Origin of the sequence: Variovorax sp. (genome assembly GCF_965279555.1) — a bacterium.
Lineage (GTDB): Bacteria > Pseudomonadota > Gammaproteobacteria > Burkholderiales > Burkholderiaceae_C > Variovorax.
In genome coordinates, this window is record NZ_OZ257247.1 from 24,755 (window position 1) to 35,954 (window position 11,200).

The following is an 11,200-nucleotide window of genomic DNA, read 5'->3' on the forward strand; positions in this document are numbered from 1 at the left end:
CGTCCGAGCACGGGCGCTCCCAGCTTTTTTTTCATCCAGACATTCAAATAAATGCGTAGAGCAGGAGATTTCATGCGCCCATCCATCCACCGTACCGCCATTGCCGCCTTGCTGGCCGCCGCTTTCCTGGCACCCGCCGCCAGCTGGGCCCAGAAGCGCGACAACGTGCTGTTCCAGGCCGCCACAGACGAGCAGCCCGCGGTGATCAAGACACTGGAGAAGCTCGTCAACATCGAGACCGGCACCGGTGACGCCGAAGGCATCGCCGCCGCCGGCAACTACCTCGAGGGCGAGCTCAAGAACCTGGGCTTCACCGTCACGCGCAGCAAGTCGGCCGGCATCGTGGTGGGCGACAACATCGTGGGCAAGATCAAGGGCCGCGGCGGCAAGAACCTGCTGCTGATGTCGCACATGGACACGGTGTACCTGAAGGGCATCCTTGCGAAGGCTCCGTTCCGTGTCGAGGGCGACAAGGCCTACGGCCCGGGCATCGCCGACGACAAGGGCGGCAACGCCGTCATCCTGCACACGCTCAAGCTGCTCAAGGAATACGGCGTGCGCGACTACGGCACCATCACCGTGCTGTTCAACACCGACGAGGAAAAAGGCTCCTTCGGCTCGCGCGACCTGATCCAGGAAGAAGCCAAGCTGGCCGACTACGTGCTTTCCTTCGAGCCCACCAGCGCCGGCGACGAGAAGCTGTCGCTCGGCACCTCGGGCATCGCCTACGTGCAGGTCAACATCACCGGCAAGGCATCGCACGCGGGCGCCGCGCCCGAGCTGGGCGTGAACGCTTTGGTCGAGGCCTCCGACCTGGTGCTGCGCACGATGAACATCGACGACAAGTCGAAGAACCTGCGCTTCAACTGGACCATCGCCAAGGCCGGCAACGTGTCGAACATCATCCCGGCCACCGCCACGCTGAATGCCGACGTGCGCTATGCACGCAACGAAGACTTCGACGCCGCCATGAAGACGCTGGAAGAGCGCGCGCAGCAGAAGAAGCTGCCCGAGGCCGACGTCAAGGTGATCGTCACGCGCGGCCGCCCGGCCTTCAATGCGGGTGAGGGCGGCAAGAAGCTGGTCGACAAGGCCGTGGCGTACTACAAGGAAGCCGGCGGCACGCTGGGCGTGGAAGAACGCACCGGCGGCGGCACCGACGCGGCCTATGCGGCGCTCTCCGGCAAGCCCGTGATCGAAAGCCTGGGCCTGCCGGGCTTCGGCTACCACAGCGACAAGGCCGAGTACGTCGACATCAGCGCCATTCCGCGCCGCCTGTACATGGCTGCCCGTCTGATCATGGACTTGGGCGCCGGAAAGTAAGCCAGCCAGACGGACAAGAGAAGAAAACCGGAGACAACGCCATGCTGCTCAACGCAGACCAGGAAGCCATTCGCGACGCAGTGCGCGATTTCTCGCAAGCCGAGCTGTGGCCCAACGCCCCCAGGTGGGACCGCGAGCACAGCTTTCCGAAGGAAGCGCACCAGGGCCTCGCGGCGCTGGGCGCCTACGGCATCTGCGTGCCCGAGGAGCATGGCGGCGCCGGCCTCGACTACCTCACGCTGGCGCTGGTGCTGGAAGAAATCGCGGCCGGCGACGGCGGCACCAGCACCGCCATCAGCGTGACCAACTGCCCCGTCAACGCCATCCTCATGCGCTACGGCAACGCGCAGCAGAAGAAACAGTGGCTCGAGCCGCTGGCGCAGGGACGCATGCTCGGCGCCTTCTGCCTCACCGAGCCGCAGGCCGGCAGCGATGCGTCGAGCCTGCGCACCACGGCGCGCAAGGACGGCGACGCCTACGTGATCGACGGCGTCAAGCAGTTCATCACCAGCGGCAAGAACGGCCATGTGGCCGTCGTCATTGCCGTGACCGACAAGGGCGCGGGCAAGCGCGGCATGAGCGCGTTCCTCGTGCCGACCGACGCGCCGGGCTACAACGTCGCACGCCTGGAAGACAAGCTGGGCCAGCACAGCAGCGACACCGCGCAGATCAACTTCGACGGCTGCCGCGTCCCGGTGGAAAACCTCATCGGCGCCGAAGGCGAGGGCTACAAGATCGCCCTCGGCGCGCTGGAAGGCGGCCGCATCGGCATTGCTGCGCAGAGCGTGGGCATGGCGCGCAGCGCCTTCGACGTGGCGCTGGCCTATGCCAAGGAACGCCAGGCCTTCGGCGGTTCGATCTTCGACCAGCAGGCCGTGGGCTTTCGCCTCGCCGAATGCGCGACGCAGCTGGAGGCCGCGCGCCAGCTGATCTGGCATGCCGCCGCCCTGCGCGACGCCGGCCGGCCCTGCCTGAAGGAAGCCGCCATGGCCAAGCTGTTTGCCAGCGAGATGGCCGAGCGCGTGTGCAGCGCCGCCATCCAGACGCTGGGTGGCTATGGCTACGTGAACGACTTTCCGCTGGAGCGCATCTACCGCGACGTGCGCGTGTGCCAGATCTACGAAGGCACCTCGGACATCCAGAAGCTCTTGATTCAACGCGCGCTGGCGTGAACCGGCGCGGCGGACGCCAGCGGGCCAACCGCCCGGCGACCGCCTGTCATCGGTTTCGACGACAGACAACCGCACGCCGCAAGCGCAGCATGGCGGCCTCTCTTGTCGGAGGCCTTCGCCATGTCCATTTCAAAATCCGTTCCCGCCATCGCCCTGGCCCTGCTGTGCGTTGGCGCCCCCAGCCTGCCGGCGCAGGCGCAGGCGCAGCCCGCCGCCGCGCCCGACATCGCCACGCTGACCGCGAGCGAAGCCGTGAAGCAGCTGTGCGCCGGTAGCGTCACCAGCGAGCAACTGGTCACGGCCTACATCGCCCAGGCCAAGGCCCGGGCGAATCTCAATGCCTTCATTGCGCTCGACGAAGCCGGCGCACTGAAGCAGGCGCGCGCTGCCGATGCGCTGCGCAAGCGCGGCGGCGCGTGCAAGCCGCTCGCGGGGCTGCCCGTTGCCATCAAGGACAACATCCAGGTGCAGGGCCTGCCCGCGACGGCCGGCACACCTGCGCTCAAGGGCTTCGTGCCCGGCGCCGATGCCCCCGTGGTGGCCAGGCTGCGCGCGGCCGGCGCGGTGGTGCTCGGCAAGACCAACATGCACGAGCTGGCCTTCGGCGTCACCGGCTACAACCCCGCGTTCCAGAGCGGCCCCGAGGTGGGCGTGCGCAATGCCTACGACGCGAGCCGCATCGCGGGCGGATCTTCGTCGGGCAATGGCGCGGCACTCGGCGCGCGCATGGTGCCGGCCGCGCTCGGCACCGACACCGGCGGCTCGGTGCGCATTCCGTGCGCGTTCAACGGCTGCGCGTCGCTGCGCCCGAGCATGGGCCGCTATCCGCAGCAGGGCATCGCGCCGATCTCGCACACGCGCGACACGGCCGGGCCGATGGCGCAATCGATGGCCGACGTGGCGCTGCTCGACGGCGTGATCGCCGGTGGCAAGCCGCTGAGGCCCGCCGACCTGAAGCGCGTGCGGCTCGGCGTGGTGCAGGCCTTCTACGCCAACCTCGATGCCGACACGCGCGCCGCCACCGACGCCGCGCTCGCCAGGCTGCGGGCTGCCGGCGTCACGCTGGTGGACGTGGAGATGCCGAAGCTGATGGAGCTCAACGGCGCGATCGGTTTTCCGCTCGCGCTCTACGAGGCGCACGACGACATGGCGGCCTACCTCGCGAAGTACCGCACAGGCATCGACATCGCGCAGCTCGCGGCCGGCATTGCCAGCCCCGACGTCAAGGGCACCTTCGACGCCTTCGTGATCCCGCGCAAGCTGCCCGCGCCCACCGGCACGGTCGATGCGAAGCCGGTCTACGACAACGCAATGCGCGTTGCACGCCCCGCGCTGCAGAAGCTCTACCGCGACACCTTCGCCAAGAACAGGCTCGACGCGCTGGTGTTCCCGACCGTGCCGCGCGTGGCGCTGGCCGCCGCGCCCGAAGCCAGCAGCCCGGAGAACTTCGGCGCGCTGATCCAGAACACCGACCCCGGCAGCAACGCCGGAATTCCGGGCGTGCAGTTGCCATCGGGCCTCGGCGCGACGACGGGCCTGCCCGTGGGGCTGGAACTCGACGGCCCGGCCGGCAGCGACCGCAAGCTGCTGGCCGTGGGGCTCGCCGTGGAACAGGTGCTCGGCCGGCTGCCCGCGCCCAAATAAGCAAGCAAGCCGGCGTGCGCGGTCAGCGCCCGGCCGGCGGCACGCTCCAGCCCGCCAGCGCCGAGCGGCGCTCGATGCCCAGCTTGTCGAAGATGCGCCGCAGGTAGGTGCGCACGGTGGGCACGCCCACCTCCATGCGCCGCGCGATCTCCTTGTCGGTGAGGCCTTCGCGCACGCAGCGCGCCACCTGCTGCTCGCGCGCGCTCAGCAGGGACCATGCAGCGTCGTGCGCTTGCCGTGGCGGGGGCAAGGCGATGGCCGCAGCCGCGCGCTGGGCCCGCTGCAGCGCCCCGGCGAACGCCGGTTCGATCAGGTCGAGCAGCGCCTTCTCGTGGTCGCCGAAATCGCCGCGTTCCCTGCGCCGCCAGATCCGCAGGTCGCCCAGCGCGCGGTCGCCATCGAACGCATGCAGGTTCATGCCCCAGTGCAGGCCGTCGCGCGAGAGAAAGTCGTTGAAGAACGGGGTGCGCATCAGTGCGCGCTGCGGCATCACTTCGGTCACGCGCGTGGCGCGGCGGCGCGACTGCAGCACGAAGGTGATCGGGTCGTGGTGCTGGTGCCACTGCGCATAGCGGTCGAGGTTGCCGGGCTCCATGTTGATCGCCACGCGCGCGCCGAAGCTGCGGCTGCCCGCATCCCACACGAACGAGGCGAATTGGTCCGCGCGCAGCAGGTCGAGCAGCGCCCGGCCCAGACGCTCGCGAATATCGCGCTCGTTGCCGGCGGCGTCTTCCGCCAGCAGCGTGAATACGCCGCGCAACGCCTGCTGTTCAGTGCCTGTGAGGTACATCGCCGTTCTTCCGGTGGGATCGCTGTGACGCTAGCGTTTAGCAAGCGCCGCGCCAAGGGTGGATGCCCTTGGCGCGGTACCCCGGGGCTTGTCCCATCGGCACATGGCCCGCAAGGTGTTCCAATAGCGGTCTTCATGAGTGCCATCGATCCCACCACCGGACCTTGTCCCTGCGGCCGTACCGACCGCCGCGACAAGCCCATCGGCTACGCCCTGTGCTGTGGCCGCTATCTCGACGATTTCGAGAACACGCCGGCGCCAGACGCCGAATCGCTGATGCGTTCGCGCTACTCGGCCTGCGTGCTCGAGCGCGCCGAATACCTGCTCGCCACCTGGGACGCCGCCAAGCGGCCGGCCTCCATCGAGTTCGAGCCCGGCGTCAAGTGGCTGGGGCTGGACATCCGTTCGCGCTCGGTGCTGGACGCCGACCACGCCGAGGTCGAGTTCGTCGCCCGCCAGCGCAGCGCGGCCACCGGCGCCGCCACCCGGCTGCACGAGCGCAGCCGTTTCGTGCGCGAGGGCGCGCGCTGGTTCTACCTCGACGGCGACCTGCAGCAGCCCCTGGCTTGACGCGCCGGTCGGCGGCTCGCACAATCGGCCCCGCTCCGGGGTGCACGCATGTGGCGTGCTGAGATGGCAAAGCTGCCGACCCGCGAACTTGATCCGGGTCATACCGGCGTAAGAAGAGCTGCACTCCCTGACTCCGGTCCGTCACTCCCCCTTCCGTGACGGGCTTCCCGAAGTCCACCGAGCGATTGCGGAGCACCCTTTCCCTCAACAAGGAGTGCCTCCGATGAATGCCCCCGACAAGTTCACCTCGCTGCTTTCGCTCACTCGCGAGCCTTTTCCCGCCTCCCACAAGTGCGTGATTCCGGGCAGCCGGCCCGACCTGCAGGTGCCGGTGCGCGACGTGCTGCTGACCAACGGCGAGACCGTCTCCCTCTACGACACCTCCGGCCCCTACACCGATTCGAAGGTCGAGATCGACGTGCGCCGCGGCCTGCCCGACGTGCGCGGCGCCTGGGTCATCGAGCGCAATGACACCGAAAGCTACGAAGGCCGCTCGCACCACGCGCTGGACGACGGCGCCAAGAACGAAGACCGCGACGCGCAGCGCCTGGCAGAGTTGCGCGCCGGTGCCTCGGCGCTGCAGCGCCAGCCGCGCCGCGCGAAGTCGGGCGCCAACGTCACGCAGATGCACTACGCGCGCCGCGGCATCGTCACCCCCGAGATGGAATACGTGGCCCTGCGCGAGAACGGCAAGCGCGAGTGGATGGCCGAGTACCTCGCCAACGAGGAACGTGCGAAGCGCGTGGCGGGCAACCCGATGGGCGCGAGCATTCCGCGCATCATCACGCCCGAATTCGTGCGCGACGAGGTGGCGCGCGGCCGCGCCATCATTCCGGCCAACATCAACCACCCAGAAGTCGAGCCGATGGCCATCGGCCGCAACTTCAAGGTGAAGATCAACGCCAACATCGGCAACTCCGCCGTTACCTCCAGCATCGAGGAAGAAGTCGAGAAGCTGGTGTGGGCCATCCGCTGGGGCGCCGACAACGTGATGGACCTGTCGACCGGCAAGAACATCCACACCACGCGCGACTGGATCGTGCGCAACTCGCCCGTGCCCATCGGCACCGTGCCCATCTACCAGGCGCTGGAGAAGGTGGGTGGCGTGGCCGAAGACCTCACCTGGGATATCTACCGCGACACGCTCATCGAGCAGGCGGAGCAGGGCGTCGACTACTTCACCATCCACGCCGGGCTGCGCCTGCCGTTCATCCACCTCACGGCCGACCGCATGACGGGCATCGTGTCGCGCGGCGGCTCGATCATGGCCAAGTGGTGCATCGCGCACCACAAGGAGAGCTTCCTCTACACGCACTTCGAGGACATCTGCGACATCATGAAGGCCTACGACGTGAGCTTCTCGCTCGGCGACGGCCTGCGCCCCGGCTCGGGCGCCGACGCCAACGACGAAGCGCAGTTCGCCGAGCTGCGCACGCTGGGCGAGCTCACGCAGATCGCCTGGAAGCACGACGTGCAGACCATGATCGAAGGCCCGGGCCACGTGCCGATGCACATGATCCAGTCGAACATGGACGAGCAGCTCAAGCACTGCCACGAGGCGCCGTTCTACACGCTGGGGCCGCTGACCATCGACATCGCGCCGGGCTACGACCACATTGCCAGCGCCATCGGCGCGGCCATGATCGGCTGGGCCGGCACCGCGATGCTCTGCTACGTGACGCCCAAGGAACACCTGGGCCTGCCCGACCGCGACGACGTGAAGCAGGGGATCATTGCCTACAAGATCGCCGCGCATGCGGCCGACGTGGCCAAGGGGCACCCGGGCGCGCGCTCGCGCGACGACGCGCTGAGCAAGGCGCGCTTCGAGTTCCGCTGGCAGGACCAGTTCAACCTGGGTCTCGACCCCGACACCGCGCGCGAATTCCACGACGAGACGCTGCCGAAAGACTCGAGCAAGGTGGCGCACTTCTGCTCCATGTGCGGCCCGAAGTTCTGCTCGATGAAGATCACGCAGGAAGTGCGCGAGTACGCCGCGAAGAAGGGCGTGGCCGAAGCCGAGGCCATGACCGAGGGCATGGAAGAGAAGTCGAAGGAATTCATGGCCGGCGGCGGCGAGATCTACATTCCGATCAAGGCCGTGTCCTGAGCTTGTCGCGGGGTCGTTGCTACCATGGAGGCATGACCCCTTTTCCCTTTTCCGCGGTCCTGTTCGACTGCGACGGCGTTCTCGTCGATTCCGAACCCATCACCAACCGCGTGCTCGCCGAGATGCTCGGCGAGCTCGGTTGGCACATCAGCACCGAGGAATCGATGAACACCTTCACCGGCAAGGCGGTGAAGGACGAGGCCGCGCTCATCGAGTCCAAGACCGGCGTGAAGATCACCGACGAATGGCTGCGCAGCTTTCGTGCGCGCCGCAACGAAGCGCTGGAGCGCGACCTCGTCGCCATTCGGAACGCGCCGGCCGCCATCCGCGCGATCCATGCGCGGCTCAAGGGCCGCATTGCCTGCGCCTCTGGCGCGGACCGCCACAAGGTCGAGCTGCAGCTGGCCAAGGTCGGCCTGCTCGACTGCTTCCAGGGCCGCATCTTCAGCGGCCATGAAATGCCCCGTTCCAAGCCGCATCCCGACGTGTACCTTGCCGCAGCCGAGGCGCTGGGCGTCGACCCGCGCCGCTGCGCCATCGTCGAGGACACCGTCACCGGCGCGATGGCCGGCGTGGCCGCGGGCGCGACCGTGTTCGGCTACAGCACCGGCGAATCGGGCCACAGCGGGCCGGGGCCGCTGCTGAGCGTGGGCGTGGTGCGCGTGTTCAGCGACATGGCCGAATTGCCCGCGCTGCTTTCGGGTTACGACCTGCAGGCGGCCTGAGTTTCTGGTGCAATGAAGGGCACCGATAGCCCTTCAGCACAGGAACATCACCACATGACTTCCGAATACAAAACCGAGCAACCCGACCGCACCGAGATCGATGCGCTCACCGGCCCCGCCGTGGTCGAGTTCGGCACCAACTGGTGCGGCATCTGCAAGGCCGCGCAGCCGAACATCGCCGAGGCCTTCGCCAAGTATCCGGACGTTCGCCGCATCAAGGTCGAAGACGGCAGCGGCCGGCCGCTGGGCCGTTCGTTCAACGTGCGGCTGTGGCCCACGCTGGTGTTCATGCGCGACGGCAAGGAAATAGCGAAGCTGGTGCGGCCGGAAGACAGCCAGTCCATTGCCGACGCGCTGGCGTCCATCACGCAGCCGGCCTGACGACTCGGTGGGTTGTGTTGATTCGGGGCGACGCTCACGCCGACGTGGGACATTCGCGGAGGGGAGTACCCGGTGCCCTGTGCACACGCTCCGAAGCAACAACGGCGCCCAGACTCCCCGCTACAACCCCAGTTGCCGAAAGTCCCGCGGCGCATGCCCTGTCCACTGCAGGAACGCGCGCGAAAAGCTCTTCTCGTTGCGGAACCCCACCGCCAGCGCCACCTGCTTGATCGGCCGGATGGTGCGCCGCAGCAGTTCCACCGCCAGCTCATGGCGCACTTCGTTCTTCAGCGCCTGCAATGACGTGCCTTCCTCGTGCAGCTGCCGGTGCAGCGTGCGGCCCGACACGTTCAGCAGCCCCGCCAGCGCCTCGGCCGTGGTCGCCTCGCTGGCGCGCGATCGCAGCAGCTCGCGCACGCGCTGCCCCAGCAGGCGGTCGCGCCGGTACTGCAGGATGGTCAGCGGCAGTGCGCGCTTGAGCATGGTGCGCAACGCGCGCTCGTCGCGCTGCAGCGGCAGGGCGAGGTAGCGCTCGTCGAAGCTGATGCTCGCCTGCGGCGCGTCGAAGCGCACCTCCGGTGTGAACATCGGCGCATAGGCGTCGCTGTGCGGCGGCGGCGCGAACGGAAAGCTCGCGCTGCGCAGCGAAATGCGCGAGTCGATCGCCCAGCACATGTAGCCGTGCATGAAGCGCAGGCTGGTGACCAGGCAGAACTCGCGGAAGGCCTCGTCCAGCGGGCGGTTCTCGTTGATGCGCAGGGTGGCCACGCCGCCCGCCACCTCGAGCGCCAGGCCGATGTCCTCGGTCAGCAGGCGGTGGTGGCGGCACCAGCGCTTGATGGCCACGCCCAGGTCGGGCGAGGTGAGCGAGGCGCGGCACAGCATGCCGTAGCTGCCCCAGGGCAGGCGCCGCGAGAACCAGCCCAGCGCCTCGTCGTCCAGCTCCTGCATGGCGTGTTCCGACAGCGCCTCGAACTGCGCGGCCGTCACCCGCGCGCCCGGCCGGGCCAGTTCGCGCGGCGTGATCTGTGCCGCCTTCAGGGCCTCGGCCGGGTCCATGCCGTAGCGCTCGTAGCCCTGCACGATGGCTCTCACGAAGGCCATCGGCGTGACGGCGCGGGCGGGTCTGAGGAAGGACGGGGATGACATGGCTTTGCGGATCGGTCGTGGCGCAATTTGCAACCATTGTGGCGCCAATTGAGGCGTGCCCAGGCGTAAGCTGCGATCTTTCAAGCGCCATCCAGCGCGGGTAGCACTGCGCGCCGACCCCTTCAGAGGAGACAACCCACATGCACGATCCCGGCCTGAACTTCGACCTGGGCGAGACCATCGACTCGCTGCGCAGCGCGATCCAGGACTTCGCCGCGAACGAGATCGCCCCCCGCGCCGCCGACATCGACCGCGACAACCTGTTCCCGCACGACCTCTGGAAGAAGCTCGGCGACCTCGGCCTGCACGGCATGACGGTGAAGGAAGAGTTCGGCGGCACCGAGCTGGGCTACCTGGCCCACATCGTGGCCATGGAAGAAGTCTCGCGCGCCTCGGCTTCGGTGGGCCTGTCTTACGGCGCCCACTCCAACCTGTGCGTGAACCAGATCCACCGCAACGGCAGCGACGCGCAGAAGAAGAAATACCTGCCCAAGCTGGTGAGCGGCGAGCACGTGGGCGCGCTGGCCATGAGCGAGCCCAACGCCGGCTCCGACGTGGTGAGCATGAAGCTCAAGGCCGAGAAGAAGAACGGCTACTACGTGCTCAACGGCGGCAAGATGTGGATCACCAACGGCGGCGACGCCGACACGCTGGTCATCTACGCCAAGACCGAACCCGAGATGGGCGCGCGCGGCATGACGGCCTTCATCGTCGAGAAGGGCTTCAAGGGCTTCTCGGCCGGCAACAAGCTCGACAAGCTCGGCATGCGCGGCTCCAACACCTTCCCGCTGTTCTTCGACAACTGCGAAGTGCCCGAAGAAAACGTGCTGGGCGGCGAAGGCATGGGCGCCAAGGTGCTGATGAGCGGCCTCGACTACGAGCGCGCGGTGCTCTCGGGCGGCCCGCTGGGCATCATGGCCGCATGCATGGACGCGGTGCTGCCCTTCATTCACGACCGCAAGCAGTTCGGCCAGAGCATCGGCGAGTTCCAGCTGATGCAGGGCAAGCTGGCCGACATGTATTCGACCTGGCAGGCCACGCGTGCCTATGTGTACGCCGTGGGCAAGGCCTGCGACCGCAACGACCATGCGCGCACCTTCCGCAAGGACGCGGCCGGCGCCATCCTGTACTCGGCCGAGAAGGCGACCTGGATGGCCGGCGAGGCGATCCAGGCGCTGGGCGGCGTGGGCTACACGAAGGAGTTCCCGGTGGAGCGGCTGTGGCGCGATGCGAAGCTGTACGAGATCGGCGCGGGCACGAGCGAGATCCGGCGCATGCTGATCGGTCGCGAACTGTTCGCTGAAACGGCCTAGGATGTTTTTCTCCCTCTCCCAGAGGG

The 11,200-nt window shown here is 68.0% G+C and carries 10 protein-coding genes and 1 riboswitch; of the genes, 8 read left to right on the forward strand and 2 right to left on the reverse strand.

The features are described 5' to 3' along the window. Positions 1–72: 72 nt before the first annotated feature. From ACQY8B_RS00130 to iaaH, 3 genes are all read left to right on the forward strand, one after another. Positions 73–1,323, forward strand: a complete 1,251-nt coding sequence (locus tag ACQY8B_RS00130) for a glutamate carboxypeptidase (RefSeq protein WP_081269638.1) — start codon at positions 73–75, stop codon at positions 1,321–1,323. 41 nt (positions 1,324–1,364) lie between these two features. Next, complete coding sequence (locus ACQY8B_RS00135; protein WP_422084849.1) at positions 1,365–2,495, forward strand: acyl-CoA dehydrogenase family protein; 1,131 nt, start codon at positions 1,365–1,367, stop codon at positions 2,493–2,495. Between the two features lie 120 nt (positions 2,496–2,615). After that, a complete protein-coding gene (iaaH, locus tag ACQY8B_RS00140; RefSeq protein WP_422084850.1) occupies positions 2,616–4,139 on the forward strand; it encodes an indoleacetamide hydrolase in 1,524 nt (507 codons plus the stop codon). A gap of 22 nt (positions 4,140–4,161) precedes the next feature. Here the strand turns inward: iaaH and ACQY8B_RS00145 are convergent, their stop codons facing one another. After that, entirely contained in the window at positions 4,162–4,929 is a 768-nt protein-coding gene (locus tag ACQY8B_RS00145) for a response regulator transcription factor (RefSeq protein ID WP_422084851.1), read from the reverse strand. 135 nt (positions 4,930–5,064) lie between these two features. Here ACQY8B_RS00145 and ACQY8B_RS00150 point away from each other — a divergent pair, with 135 nt between their 5' ends. From ACQY8B_RS00150 to ACQY8B_RS00165, 4 genes are all read left to right on the forward strand, one after another. Then, the gene (locus ACQY8B_RS00150; protein ID WP_422084852.1) at positions 5,065–5,499 is read left to right on the forward strand and encodes a YchJ family protein; all 435 of its coding nucleotides are present in this window, start codon (positions 5,065–5,067) and stop codon (positions 5,497–5,499) included. Between the two features lie 26 nt (positions 5,500–5,525). Then, a riboswitch (TPP riboswitch) is annotated at positions 5,526–5,631 on the forward strand. A gap of 91 nt (positions 5,632–5,722) precedes the next feature. Next, entirely contained in the window at positions 5,723–7,606 is a 1,884-nt protein-coding gene (thiC, locus tag ACQY8B_RS00155) for a phosphomethylpyrimidine synthase ThiC (RefSeq protein ID WP_422084853.1), read from the forward strand. 32 nt (positions 7,607–7,638) lie between these two features. Beyond that, positions 7,639–8,331 carry an HAD family hydrolase gene (locus tag ACQY8B_RS00160; RefSeq protein WP_422084854.1) on the forward strand — a complete coding sequence of 231 codons (693 nt, stop codon included), beginning with the start codon at positions 7,639–7,641 and terminating at the stop codon, positions 8,329–8,331. A 54-nt stretch (positions 8,332–8,385) separates the two neighbouring features. Next, complete coding sequence (locus ACQY8B_RS00165; RefSeq protein WP_422084855.1) at positions 8,386–8,712, forward strand: thioredoxin family protein; 327 nt, start codon at positions 8,386–8,388, stop codon at positions 8,710–8,712. 120 nt (positions 8,713–8,832) lie between these two features. Here ACQY8B_RS00165 and ACQY8B_RS00170 read toward each other — a convergent pair whose 3' ends face one another. After that, complete coding sequence (locus ACQY8B_RS00170; protein WP_422084856.1) at positions 8,833–9,861, reverse strand: AraC family transcriptional regulator; 1,029 nt, start codon at positions 9,859–9,861, stop codon at positions 8,833–8,835. A gap of 140 nt (positions 9,862–10,001) precedes the next feature. Between ACQY8B_RS00170 and ACQY8B_RS00175 the strand changes: the two genes are divergently transcribed. Continuing rightward, complete coding sequence (locus ACQY8B_RS00175) at positions 10,002–11,174, forward strand: isovaleryl-CoA dehydrogenase (RefSeq protein WP_081269645.1); 1,173 nt, start codon at positions 10,002–10,004, stop codon at positions 11,172–11,174. The last annotated feature ends 26 nt before the right edge of the window (positions 11,175–11,200 follow it).

Coding starts and splice junctions, on each gene's coding strand:
- ACQY8B_RS00130 (WP_081269638.1), top strand. CDS start 73: ATGCGCCCATCCATCCACCGTACCGCCATTGCCGCCTTGCTGGCCGCC.
- ACQY8B_RS00135 (WP_422084849.1), top strand. CDS start 1,365: ATGCTGCTCAACGCAGACCAGGAAGCCATTCGCGACGCAGTGCGCGAT.
- iaaH (WP_422084850.1), top strand. CDS start 2,616: ATGTCCATTTCAAAATCCGTTCCCGCCATCGCCCTGGCCCTGCTGTGC.
- ACQY8B_RS00145 (WP_422084851.1), bottom strand. CDS start 4,929: ATGTACCTCACAGGCACTGAACAGCAGGCGTTGCGCGGCGTATTCACG.
- ACQY8B_RS00150 (WP_422084852.1), top strand. CDS start 5,065: ATGAGTGCCATCGATCCCACCACCGGACCTTGTCCCTGCGGCCGTACC.
- thiC (WP_422084853.1), top strand. CDS start 5,723: ATGAATGCCCCCGACAAGTTCACCTCGCTGCTTTCGCTCACTCGCGAG.
- ACQY8B_RS00160 (WP_422084854.1), top strand. CDS start 7,639: ATGACCCCTTTTCCCTTTTCCGCGGTCCTGTTCGACTGCGACGGCGTT.
- ACQY8B_RS00165 (WP_422084855.1), top strand. CDS start 8,386: ATGACTTCCGAATACAAAACCGAGCAACCCGACCGCACCGAGATCGAT.
- ACQY8B_RS00170 (WP_422084856.1), bottom strand. CDS start 9,861: ATGTCATCCCCGTCCTTCCTCAGACCCGCCCGCGCCGTCACGCCGATG.
- ACQY8B_RS00175 (WP_081269645.1), top strand. CDS start 10,002: ATGCACGATCCCGGCCTGAACTTCGACCTGGGCGAGACCATCGACTCG.